Annotated in this window: 17 protein-coding genes and 1 pseudogene; 5 read left to right on the top strand and 13 right to left on the bottom strand. The window is 47.5% G+C overall.

What is annotated here, in order from left to right; genetic code table 11:
* The first annotated feature begins 444 nt into the window (after positions 1-444).
* The 3 genes from pyrE to Q4A14_RS06510 are packed head-to-tail and all read left to right on the top strand — an operon-like array spanning position 445 to position 2,058.
* Positions 445-1,080, top strand: a complete 636-nt coding sequence (gene pyrE, locus Q4A14_RS06520; RefSeq protein WP_303170860.1) for an orotate phosphoribosyltransferase — start codon at positions 445-447, stop codon at positions 1,078-1,080.
* A gap of 42 nt (positions 1,081-1,122) precedes the next feature.
* Positions 1,123-1,548: a hypothetical protein gene (locus Q4A14_RS06515; protein WP_303170859.1), complete on the top strand. Its 426-nt coding sequence runs from the start codon at positions 1,123-1,125 to the stop codon at positions 1,546-1,548.
* A gap of 21 nt (positions 1,549-1,569) precedes the next feature.
* On the top strand, positions 1,570-2,058 hold the full coding sequence (locus tag Q4A14_RS06510) for a hypothetical protein (protein WP_303170857.1): 489 nt from the start codon (positions 1,570-1,572) through the stop codon (positions 2,056-2,058).
* Between the two features lie 186 nt (positions 2,059-2,244).
* Here Q4A14_RS06510 and Q4A14_RS06505 read toward each other — a convergent pair whose 3' ends face one another.
* The 13 genes from Q4A14_RS06505 to Q4A14_RS06445 form a co-directional block, all read right to left on the bottom strand.
* Positions 2,245-3,561, bottom strand: a complete 1,317-nt coding sequence (locus Q4A14_RS06505) for a serine dehydratase subunit alpha family protein (RefSeq protein ID WP_303170856.1) — start codon at positions 3,559-3,561, stop codon at positions 2,245-2,247.
* 450 nt (positions 3,562-4,011) lie between these two features.
* Entirely contained in the window at positions 4,012-5,997 is a 1,986-nt protein-coding gene (locus tag Q4A14_RS06500) for a glucosamine-6-phosphate deaminase (protein ID WP_303170854.1), read from the bottom strand.
* Between the two features lie 85 nt (positions 5,998-6,082).
* Positions 6,083-6,961, bottom strand: coding sequence for a nucleoside phosphorylase (locus tag Q4A14_RS06495; RefSeq protein ID WP_303170852.1), 879 nt, complete (start codon positions 6,959-6,961; stop codon positions 6,083-6,085).
* A complete protein-coding gene (gene floA, locus Q4A14_RS06490; RefSeq protein WP_303170850.1) occupies positions 6,954-7,967 on the bottom strand; it encodes a flotillin-like protein FloA in 1,014 nt (337 codons plus the stop codon). Before floA ends, Q4A14_RS06495 begins: the two co-directional genes overlap by 8 nt.
* A 38-nt stretch (positions 7,968-8,005) precedes the next feature.
* Entirely contained in the window at positions 8,006-8,479 is a 474-nt protein-coding gene (locus Q4A14_RS06485; protein WP_303170848.1) for an NfeD family protein, read from the bottom strand.
* Positions 8,480-8,517: 38 nt separating this feature from the next.
* The gene (locus Q4A14_RS06480; protein ID WP_303170847.1) at positions 8,518-9,912 is read right to left on the bottom strand and encodes a hypothetical protein; all 1,395 of its coding nucleotides are present in this window, start codon (positions 9,910-9,912) and stop codon (positions 8,518-8,520) included.
* A 434-nt stretch (positions 9,913-10,346) separates the two neighbouring features.
* On the bottom strand, positions 10,347-11,507 hold the full coding sequence (locus Q4A14_RS06475) for a sodium ion-translocating decarboxylase subunit beta (protein ID WP_303170846.1): 1,161 nt from the start codon (positions 11,505-11,507) through the stop codon (positions 10,347-10,349).
* An 8-nt stretch (positions 11,508-11,515) separates the two neighbouring features.
* Positions 11,516-11,968, bottom strand: a complete 453-nt coding sequence (locus tag Q4A14_RS06470; protein WP_303170844.1) for a biotin/lipoyl-containing protein — start codon at positions 11,966-11,968, stop codon at positions 11,516-11,518.
* Positions 11,969-12,010: 42 nt separating this feature from the next.
* A complete protein-coding gene (locus Q4A14_RS06465; protein WP_303170843.1) occupies positions 12,011-12,226 on the bottom strand; it encodes a hypothetical protein in 216 nt (71 codons plus the stop codon).
* 8 nt (positions 12,227-12,234) lie between these two features.
* The gene (locus tag Q4A14_RS06460) at positions 12,235-13,158 is read right to left on the bottom strand and encodes an OadG family transporter subunit (RefSeq protein ID WP_303170841.1); all 924 of its coding nucleotides are present in this window, start codon (positions 13,156-13,158) and stop codon (positions 12,235-12,237) included.
* 13 nt (positions 13,159-13,171) lie between these two features.
* Positions 13,172-14,725: an acyl-CoA carboxylase subunit beta gene (locus Q4A14_RS06455; RefSeq protein ID WP_303170839.1), complete on the bottom strand. Its 1,554-nt coding sequence runs from the start codon at positions 14,723-14,725 to the stop codon at positions 13,172-13,174.
* A gap of 71 nt (positions 14,726-14,796) precedes the next feature.
* Positions 14,797-15,216 (bottom strand): methylmalonyl-CoA epimerase, encoded by a 420-nt coding sequence (mce, locus tag Q4A14_RS06450; protein ID WP_303170837.1) that lies wholly within the window; start codon positions 15,214-15,216, stop codon positions 14,797-14,799.
* Positions 15,217-15,391: 175 nt separating this feature from the next.
* Positions 15,392-15,727, bottom strand: a complete 336-nt coding sequence (locus tag Q4A14_RS06445) for a rhodanese-like domain-containing protein (protein ID WP_303170836.1) — start codon at positions 15,725-15,727, stop codon at positions 15,392-15,394.
* Positions 15,728-15,904: 177 nt separating this feature from the next.
* On the opposite strand from Q4A14_RS06445, the pseudogene Q4A14_RS06440 reads away from it, so the two are divergent.
* Together Q4A14_RS06440 and Q4A14_RS06435 are read left to right on the top strand one after the other, a co-directional pair.
* Positions 15,905-16,648: pseudogene (locus tag Q4A14_RS06440) on the top strand (ISAs1 family transposase); the annotation flags it as partial.
* A 73-nt stretch (positions 16,649-16,721) separates the two neighbouring features.
* Positions 16,722-16,922 (top strand): hypothetical protein (locus Q4A14_RS06435; protein WP_303170835.1); only part of this gene is annotated, 201 nt, incomplete at its 3' end.

Genomic DNA, 16,922 nt, shown 5'->3' with positions numbered 1-16,922 from the left:
AGGAAGCTGCGGCTGCTAAGGCGCAACTTTGAAATAAGCACAAAAAAGGCTGTATCGGGATTTGTTGCCAAATCCCGATACAGCCTTTTTTATGTCCCGACATTGGATGTCAAAGTATCTTGGAGGCTCACTGAAAGTCCACCTCAAGGATCGACATGAATTTGGGATATAAGCGCCATAAAAAGGTTGTCTAACCTGACGCATCAAGTTAGGCAACTTCATTCATCAAGTTAGACACATTGATTTCGACCCTTCTTTACCTTGTGACAGACTTTGTCTCGGAGGGATTTTCCGAGAGGCTTTCTTGAGGATCATATTCACTTCTTATAGGGGCGGAATCCCATAGGTGTAGGCAATGATATTTTTCGTACCTTTGACACAAAGAAGATAAACATTTGAATCATAATCTAAAAAAATAATATTCCAAAAACTTAAATATCAGACATGGAAACCCTACAAAAGCAGATTGCAGAAAAGCTCCTCGAAGTAAAGGCTGTAAGATTGCAACCCAACAATCCTTTCACATGGGCATCGGGCTGGAAGGCTCCTATATACTGCGACAACAGAAAGACGTTGTCTTACCCTGCCGTGCGCACCTACATCAAGTTGCAGCTTGCAAGGGTGATCAGTGAGATGTTTCCGGGTGTAGAGGCCATCGCGGGTGTTGCCACAGGTGCTATCGCACAGGGAGCTCTCGTAGCCGACCTACTCGGATTACCGTTTTCATACATACGATCTACCCCCAAAGATCATGGACTCGAAAATCTTATCGAAGGGGAGATCAAACCGGGTGCAAAAGTTGTGGTGATCGAGGACCTTATCTCGACAGGCGGTAGCAGCCTCAAGGCTGTAGAGGCCGTTCGCAAGTTCGGTTGCGAGGTCATCGGTATGGCTGCAATATACACTCATGGCTTCCCTCAGGCAGAGGAGGCATTCAAGGCTGCGGATGTCAAACTCATAACACTCAGCAACTATGATGCTGTGATCGAGGAAGCCCTCCGCACCAACTATGTCAGCAGGGAGGACGTCGAAGCTCTCAGAGAGTGGCGTAAGTCTCCTGAGACATGGAAGCAGAAGTAAGCCTCGAGGCTTAGTTGAAACTCTGAATCAAAAACGAAAAGAATGGAAATTATCAATAGTAGATCATTCACACTCAAGAAGGATGTGCAGACCGTGTATGGTATAGCATCCAAACCAAGTATTCTTTCGGGGGTGTTGGCTAAGATTGGTGACAAGCTACCTCTCAAAGACGTATCTCTCACGGATGACAGCTTTGCCTTTGATGCACCTATGGTAGGGCAGGTTAAGTTTGTACGTTCGGCAGACTCCACACCCAGTATGATACGCTACAAGGCTGAGAATGCAGCAATCCCCTTGAGTCTCCTCATACATATGAAGGAGACCGGTGAGCATACAGATATGCAACTCAGCATAGAAGCTGATATCCCGTCATTCCTCAAAGGTATGGTGATGAGTAAGTTGTCTCCTGCTCTTGAAAAAGCGGCAGATACACTGGAAAAAGTAGACTTCGACAGGCTTAAATTCTGAAGCTCGTCATAGTTTTGTCCTATGATACAAGTAAAGAAGAGGCTCCTACACTGCATTGTCGTGTGGAGTCTCTTTTTTGTTTCTTGTAAGTCCTCTGTCGAGCCGCATCCTCTACCGGACGCGCCTGTGAGATTGACATTGGATCTGTCCGGTGCCGATTTTGCCCTGCGTGAACCTTTGGCCACTGTCGAAATACACTCACCACGCATGGCAGATGAGTACGTAGGGCTCGGAGGGGTGGTTGTCGTACATGGTCTGCAGGCATCAACCGGTTCGCAATACTATGCTTATGATCTTGCCTGTCCTGTCGAGGTCCCCGGCATCTCGGTAGTCAGGCATACCACAGATCCTGCATACGAGGGATTGGTGCTTTATCGCTGTCCGTCCTGCGGTTCTGTGTATGAGCTTGCCTTGGGTATCGGCAATCCCATTACCGGAGCCGCACGACATCCTCTGAAGCAGTATGGTACGGCCTTGGCGGGAGATATGCTTAGGGTCTTCAATCGTTGAAAAATCGCCAAATAAAAAGTCAGCGACCTGAATTACATGATTTCAGGTCGCTGACTTTTTATTGTTTTGTTTGGGGAGATGTCGGTCTGACTTTTCAGAGCTTTACTTTGAGCTGCTATTTGTGCTGCGCCATAAAGTCTGGTTAAGATGTGTGCAAAAGTTCAGTACTACCGACTTACAACCCCTTTACCCTTTGTGGGTCATGATGTGTAGGACGTGCTTATCCGTCTCTATCATGGCATCTCTACCGATGCTGGTGAGATTGTCGATACTGCGATCAACATCGTCATCAACGACGCCTTCGTTGCTTGTGACCACTTTCTGTTCCATCGCAAGAAGAGACGAAAGCATCGCAGAGCTGACACCGCTTGTTACCTTGAGACTGCAACTTGGCTTAGCCCCATCACAGATCATCCCTGTGAGGTTTCCGACCATGTTTTTTATGGCAAAGCCTATCTGTTCGCGCGAACCTCCCATGAGATAAGTGATACCGCTCGCACTACCTGTCGAAGCCACGACACATCCGCATAGAGCCGACAGTCGACCAAGCTTCTGCTTGATGTAGATCACCATGAGGTTGCTGAGCATGAGGGCACGTATTTTCTTTTCTTCCGATACCTTTTCGTGTTCGGCAAAGCTAAGAACCGGCAATGTTGCTGTGATACCTTGATTACCACTTCCCGAATTACTCATAACAGTCACCGGAGCACCATCCATACGCGCGTCGCAGGCCGCACTTGTGTAGGTGAGCAAGTGAGTATAAGCTGTATTGCCAAGGTACTTCTGTCCGAGAGGACCCTGTATCATCCGTCCCACGCTGTGACCGAAGTTGCCCTTGAGCGAATATTCTGCAGCACCACGGTTGAGGCGTGCGGCTTCGAGGATGAAGTCTATTTCCTCAATCGGCATTTCGGTCGCAAAGTCATACACCATATCGAAAGTCAAAGGCACATCTTCCCCTTCGGTTGTCGCAGCCTCTTCTGTGCAAGCCGATTGATCTGTCGATGTTGTGGCAGCAGGTGCTGTAAAAGGGTTTCCGTCCAACGTGAGCGACTTGAGATGAGTGTGTACTTTCTCGATGATGGCATTGGCAGTATGACCATCAGCAGATACGAGACTTGCCTCGATGTACAACTTATCGACATCACCCTCTTTGAGAGAGATATCGATGATGTTTTGATCAAGCATTTGGCGTGCCTGCTCAAATTCCTCGGGCGAAAATCCGTCAAGCACTTTCAGTTCCTTTTCAGGTGTAGCGATGACAGCCCCCAAAGCGATGGCGATAGGCAGACCTATCATTCCGGTCCCCGGGATACCTACCCCCATGGCGTTTTTGAGGACGTTAGCACTGAGATAGAGTTTGATCTGTACGGGTTTTGAACCCAAGGCTTTCGCTGCATGAGCGACAGTGAGAGCAACAGCAACAGGCTCGGTGCATCCCGTAGCAGGGATCACCTCTCTCTGTATCATCTTGATGATATCCAGCTGTATTTGTCTTTCCATAAACGTGTATATAGTATTTTAGTATATGCTATGGTAAATGGTCTACAAAGATACACACATCTGCATAAATACCTCCCCTAAGTCGAAGCCAAACTTATACGAATCGGAGAAAATATATCCCTTTGATGTTCAATGCATAAGGCCATAGAGCTACGTGTGACCTCGAAGTCCCCGTGGGCAGGGCAAAAAAGATATTCTCGTTGTTATCGGCAAACTTCTCAAAAGGGGGATAAAAAAGGTTGTCTAACTTGCGACATCAAGTTAGACAACCTTTTTCATCAAGTTAGACAACTTGATTTTGACAGATGTACATCTTGTCTTTTATTGTTTGTCGTAAGCTCACCGAACGATAGGACCAAGCCCGGGCAGAAAACGTGAGGCCGACAGAAAATTATGTCGGCCTCACGTTAAATCCAAGATCAGGGAGTATTAAGTCCTTTGTCTAACATCCTAGTTAATGGGATGATAGCGGACAAAGGCTTCTATGGCTTCGTACGATGCGAGCCCGAGGTGGTCGTAAAGCTGTGCCGTAGCCCGATTGCGGTCCTCTGCGCGTTGCCAAAACAGCCGCTCATCCGAGCCTAAGAAGGGTGCGCTCTCCATCTGGGATTGGTGTTTGAGGATGGAGTTGCGTTTGAAGCGTAGTTCCTCGGGACTCATGGGGACGGCCATTTCGATGTGATCGATTTCCCACTCAGCCCATGCGCCTCTATACATCCATATCCAACAGTCTGCAAACCAGTCCTCCGACTTGATGACATCTATGGCAGCCAATACTGCATCAAGGCAGACCTTGTGTGTGCCATGGGGATCGGCGAGATCTCCGGCAACAAAGATCTGATGAGGCTTGATCTGTCTCAGCAGATCAATGATGATATGTATATCGACGTCTGTAAGGTCTCCTTTTTTGATCGTGCCTGTCTCATAGAATGGTAGATCAAGGAAGTGAACATGGTCGTCTTTCAAGCCGACAAAGCGACAAGCGGTACGGGCCTCTTCACGGCGGATCGTTCCCTTCATAAAACGAACTTCGGGGAGTTCGACCATCCCCTCTTGCTTCTCGTAGAGGAGATAGTGCTTCATCTTTTGGGCATGTCCCATCATTGGAGAGTCTTCCATGCCCAGTTCCTCGCAGACATTGGAGAGGTAGGAGAGGTAGCGTACGACTTCTTCATCTCCGACTGCGATATTGCCTGATGTCTGGTAAGCAACGTGGACATCATGTCCCTGCACCACAAGGCGTCGGAAAGTGCCGCCCATGGAGATCACATCATCATCGGGATGTGGGCTGAAGACGAGGACCCTCTTGGGGTGAGGCTGTGCCCTCTCCGGTCTGTTGGAGTCATCGGCATTGGGTTTTCCGCCCGGCCAACCGGTGATGGTGTGTTGCATATCATTGAAGACCTTGATATTTACTTCATAAGCCGACCCATAGGTAGCGAGAAGTTCTCCGAGATGATTGTCGGAGTAGTCTTTGTTGGTGAGCTTGAGTATGGGTTTTCCTGTTCGCATACATAGCCAGACGATCGCCCGCCTTATGAGTTTGGAGTCCCATATGCAGGTGGTTACAAGCCAAGGGTGATTGATGCGTGTGAGAAGTGCTGCCGACTGGAGATCCGCATAGACCTGTACGTTGTTGTGATGCTGGAGGAGAGATGCCGGTAAGGCTTCTGTGGCAGGCTCTTCGACAACTTTTTGGAGTATGTTGGCCTTGTGCTCTCCCCAGGCAAAGAGAAGGACTCTGTGGGCCGCCATGATCTCTCGCATACCGATGGTGATGACTGCTGTGGGGACATCCTCAATATTGCTGAATGTGGCAAGGGCTTCGTTGCGTGAAGCTCTATCCATAATCATAAGGCGTATACCGGAGTTGGGCATTGTCCCGGGCAGGTTCATGGCGATAGTACCTAAGGCTCCGACTCCGAGGAGAACGAGGTCAAATCCCCCCAAACTCTCGAGCTTTTGGTGATAGGCCATGCATTCTTCGTTGATCTCCTCTTTGCCGACTTGTCCGTTGAAGCTGATTACATGATCCGAAGGGATGTCTATGTGTCGGACAAACTCCTCCTGGAGAAGCGAAACGCATCCGCTGTGCTCGCTGTGGAGAGGGTAAAACTCGTAGGCAATGAAGAGGTATACATTGGCAAAGGAGAGCCCTTCCTCTGTATGTAGACGGATGAGCTCCTTCAATATGGAGGATGGACTATTGCCTCCGACAATGCCGAGGGTAAAGTGTCTCCCTTGGGCGTAGTGTTGCCTGATGGACTCTGCTACTTGTCGAGCTATTTGTTCTGATGCTTCAGAGACACTCTCACATATGGTGGTAGGCATCTTTTCTCGTATGGTGAGGAGTCTGTGTTCGAAGGCATTGCTCGGTCTGTAGAGGGATTCCGGCGTGTGTGTCAAGGCGATCTTGGAACTAAGATTGTATCTCATTGTGTCATGGTAAAAGTCAAGAGGGTGTATCAAAGCTGAAATATCTTTGACACACCCTCGTTGTTGTTCATATTTGGTTCGTTATTTATATACGTTCGAGGACAAGTTCGATGAGTCCGTCAAGGCTGTCTTTGTAGTCGGTATTCATCTTTTTGGCCTTGCGACCTGCGATGATACAGCATACCGTGAGGACTTCGTGGTTGAGTACCGCACCTATACCTGCAAGTGCCGATGACTCCATCTCGAAGTTGGTGATCTTGCGACCGTTATAGTTGAAGTTCTGGATCTTCTGATTGAGTTCAGGGTCTGCGAGATCCCAACGTAAACGACGACCTTGGGGTGCATAGAATCCATTGCAGGCGATCGTCACTCCACGTAGTACATCATCTTGGCAGATACGATCCACAATGCTCTGAGGCGACTTGACGACATAGGGTTTGATACCGCCTATCTGCCAGTCGAGACCTTGGATGAGAGCCTTCTCAAAGTCTTTGTCTGCAACATCCTTGCCTCCTGCATAATAGTGCAAGACACCGTCAAAACCGATAGCATACTCTGCTGCAACATAAGTGCCTATGGGTGAGTCGTCTTGGATACCACCCGATGTGCCGATCCTGACGATTGTGAGTTGCTTTGGATCGGGCTTGATCATGCGGGTTTCAAAGTCTATGTTGACAAGGGCATCAAGTTCGTTAAGGACTATCTCTATGTTGTCACAACCGATACCGTGGGAGACGATAGACAGGCGTTTCCCCTTGTATGTCCCCGTTACGGTGTGAAATTCTCGGCTCGTAACGCTGCACTCTTGTGAGTCAAGATAGCTTGCAATTTTGTCCACACGAGCAGGATCTCCACAGACGATGACTTTGTCTGCAAGTTGTTCAGGCTTGATATGGAGATGAAATATTGATCCGTCCGAATTGATGATAAGTTCGGATGATGGGATAGGTTCTCTTTTAGTCATTATACTCTTCCTTTTTTGATTGTTTTTTATTTTCAGTAGATGGTTTGGCTATAGCTTCACGCATAGCTGTGTCTGCCTGAATATTTTTAAGGTGGTAGTAGTCCATGAGTCCGAGGTTGCCTGATCGGAAGGCTTCGGCGATAGCCATAGGTACTTCGGCTTCAGCCTCGATGACCTTGGCACGAGCTTGTTGTGCGAGGGCGCGCATCTCTTGTTCGCTTGCGACAGCCATTGCACGGCGTTCTTCAGCTTTTGCCTGCGCAATGTTTTTATCTGCTTGAGCTTGGTCCATCTGAAGGACAGCACCGATGTTACGACCTATATCGATGTCAGCGATATCAATGGATAAGATCTCAAAAGCTGTCCCCGCATCGAGTCCTTTGCGGAGTACGAGCTTGGAGATAGAGTCCGGATTTTCGAGTACACTTTTGTGACTCTCTGACGAACCTATCGACGATACTATCCCTTCACCTACACGAGCAAGTATGGTCTCTTCGCCCGCACCCCCTACAAGTTGTCTGATGTTGGCACGGACGGTCACTCTGGCTTTGGCGATGAGCTGGATACCATCTTTTGCTACTGCTGTGACGGGTGGAGTATCGATGACCTTAGGATTTACCGACATCTGTACTGCGTGGAAGACATCACGTCCCGCAAGGTCTATCGCTGTAGCCATGTTGAAGGGCAGATCGATATTTGCTTTTGATGCAGATACAAGGGCATCGACGACCTTCTGTACATGCCCTCCTGCGAGGTAGTGGGCTTCGAGTTCATCACGAGTAAGGAGTATTCCGGCTTTGTGCGCCTCGATCATGGCACGAGTGATCTCTTGGGGTGGCACGTGGCGTATCCTCATCAAGAAGAGTTGGAGGAGTGAGATTTTTACGCCGGATGCCCTCGCTTCGATCCAAAGGAGGACCGGGAAGTAGCGAAAGAAGAGAGCCAGAAGGATAAATACTACTGCAATAAAGATCAGTATGAGATAAAATTCGTCACCGCTAAACATAGTCAATATTCTGTTTTTAAGTTATTATTACTTCAATCTTATTTTTTCTTCACAAAGACCTTGTCACTTTCTATGCGAGAGATCACTATGGGTGTTTTTTCGTCGATCAAACCGCTTTCCGAAGTTGCTTCGAAGAGTTTGTCGCCTATGCGTACTCTCCCGGAGAGGGCGAGACGAGACTCTGCCAAGCCTTCGGTACCTACAGAGAGATCAGAAGGGATGTTTACTATCTTCTCATCAATACTTTTGGAGAGGGATATCTTGTCCAGCAATCGTGAGCGAGACAGGAAGTAAAATCCGATCCCGAAAAGTAAGAGTGTCAGGAACATAAAACTCAACAATATCATCCATTGTCCCAATGCCCACAGATAGATGATGGTGGCGATGTAGACAGCGGCAGCTAAGATGCCCAGGAGCCCCGTCCCCGGTATGAAAAATATCTCGATGAGTCCCATGACCACCACTGCGATGGCAACGATGGCAAAGAGGATTAAAAGTGTTGTGATTCCCATAAGTATACTGTTATTGTTTGGTAAATTTTCGAGTCTCTTTATCGTTCTTCACTGATGATGATTTCGTTGGCCATGCTGCGTAAGCGTGTGTGCTTATCCGACAGCATGGCTTCAGTGGAGAGTATATCTGCTCCTATGCGCTCACGTTCATCTGCCCCCTTGGCTTTTGCCCATCTTTGGCGAAGTTCCTGCAGACGCTGTGTGTCTTTTTCTATTGTTCGATACATCTCCTCATAGCTTCTGAAGAGAGGCTTGGAAGAGGACTTCCTGAGATCTCTCTCTCCGTATATCTTGCGTGTTCCGATGATGAGTATGGCAACTTTTGTTTCTGATGTTGGCGTCGGAGTCTTCGCCTCATGACGGAAGGTCTCCATAGTGGCCAGCCCGTCAATCGCCTGATGTCTTAGCATGGCAAGAGTGTGAAGGGCTTTCGGGTCTTCGCTGTCGAAGACTCCTGAGTCCGATTTTTCGATGGCAATGAGCTCCACCTCGTCAGACTTTCCGGCTCTGTCGGTCAGCAGGTATATGAGTCCTCGCTCCTCATCAAGGATGTACATGATATCGTCAGCAAGGCTGTTGAAAGGCATCTGCAATTGCTGGGGTACGAGGAGTTCTTTTGCATTTCTGTCGTATCGAGATACATACACGTCCCATCCTCCGAGAGTTTCCGGCCCCTTGTAGGCAAAGTACACAGTGCTACCGTCTGCAAGGAGATAGGGGTAGGTGACTTCACCTTGAGGACTGAGCCCCTTGATCTTTATCCGGTCCCCTTCTTCCCAAGAGCCGTCCCCGAGTCTGTATCCTACTGCAAATGTCGTACCTCCTGCGCCATTGTCTGCTACATGCCATCTCTGACGTGCATCACGTGTGATATAACTGTTTCGGGATATCTTACCGAGGTGTGCTACTTGTCGTGCCAATTCTTCATCGATCTTTGAGACCTCAAGGGTTTGTCTTGCGACCACCTTCACCGACTTCATGTTTTGCGACATCCGATCAAGTGTGCTCAGTAAGCGTTTTGAACGAGCTATATCGGCAAGAAAAGTGGTGTCTTTATTGACCCTCACTTTCGATAGTTTGGCAAATGCCTCCTCTGCTCTTTCAAAGTCAAAGACCACGGCAGATGACAGCCCCTTGACGAGTAAGGCCTCGGGGCGCGAAGTTTCGTTGCGTTTCAGGCTTTTGAGGAGTGAGTCGGCCTCGTGTGTTCGGCCTGCAGAGAGTTCTACTCGAGCCTTATAGTATAGCTGAGTTCTGCCGGATATTTTTGTATCCGTGATCCGGTTCAGCGTATCCCTCAGTGTCTCGACCTGACCCCTTACGATCATTCTGTCAAAGGTCGGTATGCGGGTAATACCTTGAGCAACAGATCCTAAAAATGTCGCCAATGCTATCAGGATAGCGCTCGCCGTTTGTTTGTATAACCTATTCATATCGTTTCAATATCTGAGAGGGGACGTATGCGCTGTTCCCTCTATCTCATCAGGTTCAAAGATAACGATATTAAAGCAATTAAAAAACGTTAGCAACCAATTTTCAAATTCTCGTGGGGGCCGGATCGGACTGAAGTCTATGGCGGGTTTTCGACATTGCAGACACTGCATTGATATGTGCTCAAAAAAGGTTGTCTAACTTGATGTGTCAAGTTAGACACGTGCTTTCGTCAAGTTAGACACGTTGATTTTGGAAGATGGACACTTTGATCAGGAAAGGGGTATATCTTTTCTTTTTCTGTCTGTTTGAGCTCTTGTTTGTGAAGAGATCTCAGTGTGAAGAATTTTCGCAGCGAGAGCCATAAAAACAAAAAGGGAAGAGAGTCTTTTTTGACTCTCTTCCCCTTTGCATAATATTACGATAAGATCTGCTATCAACCGAAGAATCCGAGGAGGATACCTGCAGCCACCGCTGATCCGATGACCCCCGCAACGTTTGGTCCCATGGCATGCATGAGCAGATAGTTGGATGGATCATACTCGAGTCCCACCACTTGTGAGATACGTGCCGAGTCCGGGACGGCAGATACTCCGGCATTGCCGATGAGTGGGTTGATCTTTTTGTCAGGTTTCAAGAAGAGGTTCAAGAACTTCACAAAGAGTACGCCTGAGCATGTCGCTATGACAAATGAAAATGCTCCAAGAACAAAAATCTTGATCGATGACGTCGTCAAAAACTCTGTTGCCTGTGTGGAAGCTCCCACTGTAACCCCCAAAAGGATCGTGATCACGTCGATAAGCGGTCCTCGAGCAGTCTCTGCAAGTCTGCGAGTCACACCACTTTCTTTGAGCAGATTCCCAAAGAAGAGCATACCCAAAAGGGGAAGCCCCGATGGTACGATAAATGTCGTCAAGAGGAGTCCCACGATAGGGAAGAGTATCTTCTCTCTCTGAGAGACGAGGCGTGGTGGCTTCATCTTGATTGTGCGCTCTTTCTTTGTTGTCAACATCTTCATAAATGGAGGTTGGATGATAGGCACCAAGGCCATGTATGAATAGGCTGAGACTGCAATCGCACCCATGAGGTTGGGGGCGAGCTTGGAAGAAAGGAAGATCGCAGTAGGTCCGTCTGCTCCTCCGATGATACCGATAGCCCCTGCCTGATTGGGCTCGAATCCCGATTGCAGGGCTACAATGTATGCCGCGAAGATCCCAAACTGTGCGGCTGCTCCGATGAGTATCAGTTTGGGATTGGAGATGAGAGCGGAAAAGTCTGTCATCGCGCCTATGCCAAGGAAGATGAGTGGGGGATACCACCCTTGTTTGACCCCTTGGTAGAGGATGTTGAGCACCGAGCCTTCTTCGTATATCCCAACTTGCAGTCCGGCATCCTTGAACGGTATATTTCCGATCAGCATACCAAACCCGATGGGGATCAGTAGTAGTGGCTCAAACTCGTACTTAATGGCGAGAAATATAAAGAGCAATCCTACCAAAAGCATCACGATGTGCCCCGGAGTTGCATTGGCAAACCCCGTATATGATAGGAAGATCTCTAAACTTTCACCAAAAAATTGAAAGATACCGGTGTCCATCTCTGTGTTTAGCCAATAGTTACAAGTGTAGCACCCTCTTGGACATTATCTCCTTGAGATACTGCAACAGATGTGATGGTACCGTCTCTGTCTGCCTTGATGTCATTTTCCATCTTCATCGCCTCGAGGATAAGGATACGTTGGCCTCTTTTGACCTCATCTCCGACCTTGCAGTGGATGCCGATGATAACTCCGGGTAGTGGAGATACCACAGCTACTCCTCCACCGGCAGGCGCTGCCGCAGGTTCGGGTGCTGGTGCTGCAGCAGGTTTTGCTGCCGGTGCTTTAGCTGCAGGACGAGATACAGGAGCAGGCTTGGATATCTGCTTTACTTCTTGTTCTTTATCCAACTCAACTTTGTAAGTACTTCCATTGACCGATACTTCAGCCACGTTGTTCTCGATACTGTTGATTTCTACACGGTACTTGATCCCGTTGATGGTGTAGTTAAACTTTTTCATTATGATAGTGTAATCTTACTTTGTTCACGAAATAATTAAATCCTATCTCCGAGGCAACTGCCTAAGGGTGAGAATCTTCAACGCCCAAGGCGAATTGCTGCGATGTGCTCGCTTGAAAGTGATGACTCGACTCTCTTCGTCATGTGATGCACAGAACGCTTCATAGAGAGCCATCCCTATCGCAGTGTAGACATCATCAGATACTTTAGAGACACTCTTTTTCTTTGTTGTTGTCTTTTTAGTGCTTTCTTTTTTCATAGTCGATGTCATTTATTGTTGGATAAAGGGCGTGGATATACCTTCCTTTGAGGACGTTGAGTCAGAGTGTGTATCTTGGAACTCCATGGAGAGTACCTGCGACGTACACGATCTATCGTGATCACCGTGCTCTCTTCGTCATGGAAGGAGTTGGTATGCTCATACAAAGCCATACCGATCGCAGCATATACATCTCCGGGGATGTCTATTGATGCGGTAGCTTCTTCTTGAGTAGCTCCGGCGCTCACAGACTTCTTCTTTACCATATTTACCGCGGCTTTACCTATCGACTTGAATATGATATAAGCTACGATAAGCGCAGTAAATACAACAAGCATAGAGATAAGAGTCGCTACGAGACCTATCTCATCATGCATCTTGAAGTATTCTGTATTACCTTGATCAAGGATGGTCCTGTTGTTGGCTTGTGGAGTGGGGCTTTCACATGAAGCAAAGTCCGATTTTCCGTCTTCGGTACGAGCATAACTCACATCGGCTCTCTGACCCGAAGGGATGATGACTTTGTCTATCAATGTCTTTCCGTCTGACTCATAAAGAGCAAGAGTGTTCTCCCTTTCCGGATCAAGATGGATACTCGTGTGAAAAGTGCCTCGCTCCTCAGCTCCGTCCAACCAAAGGATCTTGTGTTGTCGAGGGGGGATGAGGGTCTCTCTATCTCCCCGAGGGACACGGTATTTCATCGGCATGGAGGTGTCATCGGTGAGATAACAACCGCCGAGATTGAGAATCGCTGCGGAGGTGTTGTATATCTCTACCCATGCACCATTGTTGCCGTATCTGTCTCTGATGCTGCTCTCATTGATTACAAGGACCTCGTTGATACGCAACGAGCGTACCGATTGAGCCCATGCTGACAGCGAAAGCATCGACAACGCTAAGATGATACTCCATTTTATAGTTTTTCTTATCATCTTTTACTATTGATTAGAGAGGGATGTTGTCGTGCTTTTTAGCAGGATTAGTTACCTTCTTTGTCTGCAATTGGTTGAGTGCTCTTACTATGCGGAAGCGAGTGTTACGTGGCTCGATAACATCGTCGATATAGCCGTAAGAAGCTGCATTGTATGGGTTAGCAAAAGCCTGACGGTATTCTGCTTCTTTTTCCATTGCAGCCTTTGCAGGATCTTCTGCGCTTGCCACTTCTTTAGCAAAGACGACTTCTACCGCACCTGCAGGACCCATAACCGCGATCTCAGCTGTTGGCCAAGCATAGTTCACGTCACCGCGAAGGTGTTTAGAGCTCATCACGATGTAAGCACCACCGTAAGCCTTTCGGAGGATCACTGTCACCTTAGGTACTGTTGCTTCTCCGTATGCGTAGAGCAGCTTAGCACCGTGGGTGATGACACCGTTGTATTCTTGTCCTGTTCCGGGAAGGAAGCCTGGTACGTCGACAAGAGAAACGATAGGAATATTGAACGCATCGCAAAAGCGGATAAAGCGAGCACCTTTGCGAGAAGCATTGCTATCCAAACTGCCGGCCATCACACGAGGTTGGTTTGCCACGATACCGACTGACTGACCTCCAAAGCGAGCAAAGCCCACGATGATGTTTTGCGCGTAGTCTTTGTGCACTTCGAGGAATTCACCGTTGTCGATGATCGACCCGATAACTTCGTACATGTCATAAGCCTTGTTGGGGCTATCCGGTATGATGTCATTTAGCGCATCATCGATACGATCTACCGGGTCGTTAGACTCATAATATGGAGCTTCTTCGAGGTTGTTTTGTGGGATAAAGCTGATGAGATGGCGTATGAGGTCAAGGCCTTGTTGCTCGTCATCTACAGCAAAGTGAGCTACCCCTGATTTTGTCGTGTGTACGTCTGCACCTCCAAGTTCTTCTTGAGTTACATCTTCGTAGGTTACAGTCTTCACCACTTTAGGACCGGTGAGGAACATATAGCTGGTACCTCTACACATGATGTTGAAGTCTGTAAGTGCAGGTGAATATACCGAACCTCCCGCACAAGGACCGAAGATCGCAGAGATCTGAGGTATCACACCGGATGCGAGGATATTGCGTTGGAAGATTTCTGCATAGCCGGCAAGGGCATTGACACCCTCTTGGATACGAGCACCACCGGAGTCGTTGATACCGATAAGGGGAGCACCCATTTTCATGGCTTGATCCATTACTTTGCAGATCTTTGCTGCCTGCATTTCACCGAGCGCACCTCCAAATACTGTAAAGTCTTGTGCAAAGATATACACGAGACGTCCATCGATGGTACCGCAACCTGTTACGACACCGTCACCGAGGAACTTTGTTTTGTCAAGCCCGAAGTTGGTCGAACGATGCTGAACAAACATATCCATCTCCTCAAAACTACCCTCATCCAAGAGCATCTGGATACGCTCCCGAGCGGTGTATTTCCCTTTAGCATGTTGGCTTTCTATACGTTTTTCGCCACCACCCATGCGAGCTTGAGCTCTAAGATCTATGAGTTCTTTGATCTTTTCTACTTGTGTACTCATATTATATAGTTTAGATAAAAAATAAACGCATCTGTCATCATTGATATGGATGAAGTCTGCCTGACGTACTTTTACTTCTCCTCTCCTGCAGGATGGCAGCAGAGCTCGGTAAGTACGCTACGAGTAGACTTTGGATGGAGGAAGGCGATGTTGAGACCCTCTGCTCCTTTGCGAGGGTGAGCATCGATGAGTTTTACATCTTTTGCTTCACATTCTCTGAGTGATTTCTCTACGTCATCTACTGCAAAGGCGATATGGTGGATTCCTTCGCCTTTCTTTTCGATAAACTTCGCGATAGTACTGTCTTCCGAAGTTGGTTCGAGGAGTTCGATCTTGGTTGCTCCAACTTTGAAAAATGCTGTCTTCACCTTTTGATCTTCTACAACCTCGATGTTGTAACACTTTAGACCCAATACTCCTTCGTAATATGAGAGGGACTCTTCGATACTCTTCACCGCGATCCCGAGGTGTTCGATGTGAGAAATGTTCATAATAATTCCGTTTTTAGGGAGGTGCAAATCCTTATTTGTGCCTGCATCCTTATTTTCATGTTGTTGTGCTATTGATACACTCCATCTCGTGCAAATATACTTATTTTTTTGCACAAGGGAGAGCCTTCTGTGCATTTTTATGCGCTCTTTCGGTAAAGAAAAGTACAGAAAAGCATTACTTACGACGATCCAAAGCAGCGGAGACTTCTTCCCACACCTTAGCATTATATATCTTGTCAAATCCTTTTTCTTTAAGGAGTTGGCAAGCTATTGTGCTACGTCCTCCACTTGCGCAGTATACGATGAGCGGACGGTCTTTGGGAAGTTCGGACAGCCTGATTTCCAAGTCGTTGATCGGGATGTTAATGCTATTGCCGACTTTGCCTTTGCGGTATTCGTCTTCTGTACGTACGTCGAGGAGTATTGCTCCATCTCGATGTACGAGATCGTAGATTTCTTGCATCGAGAGAGATGCCGAGGAACCAAATAATTTTCCAAATATAGAATTCATTGCAATTCATTTTTTTGTGTTGATGCCTTTGCGCGCCGTTTATGAGATAAATTCATGACTTTCAGCGCTGAAATAGTGGAGATACAACCACCAAAGCAAATATAAATAAATTTAATTGCCTATCAAAGGTTTTATCTGTTCAGGGCAACCGCATCAAAATAGGTCTATCTTTGGGGCATGAGTATACAAGATTATTTTTCGGAGGTAAAGGATCCACGCGTTGTTGGTCGTTGCAAGCATAAGTTAAGCGATATTCTAGTCATTGCATTGGCGAGCTATCTATGTGGAGGCGAAGACTATGAGTCCATGCATGAACTTTGTTTAGAGCGAGGGGAATCACTTCGTCCTCTGGTTGAGTTGCCTGATGGGTGCCCTAGTGTTGATACATTTGAGCGAGTGCTCCAGCGCATTGAGCCGCAATCCCTATATGCTTGCTTTCAGGTTTATGGGAAGGAGCTGATTAGTGACTTGGAAGGTAAACATATCGCCATAGATGGGAAGCGTCTGCGAGGTTCGAAGAAGAAAACAGGCAGTACGCATATTCTCTCGGCTTGGGTGGATGAAGTAGGCTTAAGCCTTGCTCAAGAGACTGTTGCCGAGAAACACAATGAGCTACAAGCCATTCCGGGAGTTTTGGATAGCCTTGATTTGTCGGGAGCAGTCATCAGCATAGATGCTATGGGGACTCAAACCAACATTGCAGAACAGATTGTTCTATCAGAAGCCGACTACATTCTAAGCCTCAAGGGCAATCAAAAGCACCTGTATGAGGATGTTCAGGATTGCTTCACAGGACAATACCAATCTCATCGTTATGAAACTTTTGAGAAAGATCATGGTCGTATCGAGAAGCGCACCTATACCGCACTACAAGCCTCAGATGTTTTTGGCGCAGGAGAGTATAATCAATGGCAAGGGCTGATACTGTCCTAAAAAAGTGTGTAAGCCCCATTAGTCCTTAACTTTGAGATAAGAAAAAATAAAACCAAGAACAATGGAGCTTACAACATCAAAAAAGTCGGCATTTATTTCTGAAATGCTATCATCAGGACAGGTATTAACGAGCTTATCCGTATATTATCGGACACCTTTTCGAAGCAAGAGCGTGCTCTCTCTGTCGAAGAGCATGAGGGAGAACAATGCAATGGCTTCCGTCCTCGTCACCGGCGAGGCTACGGATGTAGCTTTGAATTAC

The sequence above is a fragment of the Porphyromonas sp. genome (assembly GCF_030529325.1).
Lineage (GTDB): Bacteria > Bacteroidota > Bacteroidia > Bacteroidales > Porphyromonadaceae > Porphyromonas_A.
This window is presented reverse-complemented; position numbering and strand designations above follow the sequence as displayed.

Bases quoted from the DNA above. Each gene is read 5' to 3' on its own strand.
- Q4A14_RS06510 (WP_303170857.1), top strand. From the start codon at position 1,570: ATGATACAAGTAAAGAAGAGGCTCCTACACTGCATTGTCGTGTGGAGT.
- Q4A14_RS06480 (WP_303170847.1), bottom strand. From the start codon at position 9,912: ATGAATAGGTTATACAAACAAACGGCGAGCGCTATCCTGATAGCATTG.
- Q4A14_RS06495 (WP_303170852.1), bottom strand. From the start codon at position 6,961: ATGACTAAAAGAGAACCTATCCCATCATCCGAACTTATCATCAATTCG.
- Q4A14_RS06470 (WP_303170844.1), bottom strand. From the start codon at position 11,968: ATGAAAAAGTTTAACTACACCATCAACGGGATCAAGTACCGTGTAGAA.
- Q4A14_RS06455 (WP_303170839.1), bottom strand. From the start codon at position 14,725: ATGAGTACACAAGTAGAAAAGATCAAAGAACTCATAGATCTTAGAGCT.
- Q4A14_RS06460 (WP_303170841.1), bottom strand. From the start codon at position 13,158: ATGATAAGAAAAACTATAAAATGGAGTATCATCTTAGCGTTGTCGATG.
- pyrE (WP_303170860.1), top strand. From the start codon at position 445: ATGGAAACCCTACAAAAGCAGATTGCAGAAAAGCTCCTCGAAGTAAAG.
- mce (WP_303170837.1), bottom strand. From the start codon at position 15,216: ATGAACATTTCTCACATCGAACACCTCGGGATCGCGGTGAAGAGTATC.
- Q4A14_RS06485 (WP_303170848.1), bottom strand. From the start codon at position 8,479: ATGGGAATCACAACACTTTTAATCCTCTTTGCCATCGTTGCCATCGCA.
- Q4A14_RS06515 (WP_303170859.1), top strand. From the start codon at position 1,123: ATGGAAATTATCAATAGTAGATCATTCACACTCAAGAAGGATGTGCAG.
- Q4A14_RS06505 (WP_303170856.1), bottom strand. From the start codon at position 3,561: ATGGAAAGACAAATACAGCTGGATATCATCAAGATGATACAGAGAGAG.
- floA (WP_303170850.1), bottom strand. From the start codon at position 7,967: ATGTTTAGCGGTGACGAATTTTATCTCATACTGATCTTTATTGCAGTA.
- Q4A14_RS06475 (WP_303170846.1), bottom strand. From the start codon at position 11,507: ATGGACACCGGTATCTTTCAATTTTTTGGTGAAAGTTTAGAGATCTTC.
- Q4A14_RS06465 (WP_303170843.1), bottom strand. From the start codon at position 12,226: ATGAAAAAAGAAAGCACTAAAAAGACAACAACAAAGAAAAAGAGTGTC.
- Q4A14_RS06500 (WP_303170854.1), bottom strand. From the start codon at position 5,997: ATGAGATACAATCTTAGTTCCAAGATCGCCTTGACACACACGCCGGAA.
- Q4A14_RS06445 (WP_303170836.1), bottom strand. From the start codon at position 15,727: ATGAATTCTATATTTGGAAAATTATTTGGTTCCTCGGCATCTCTCTCG.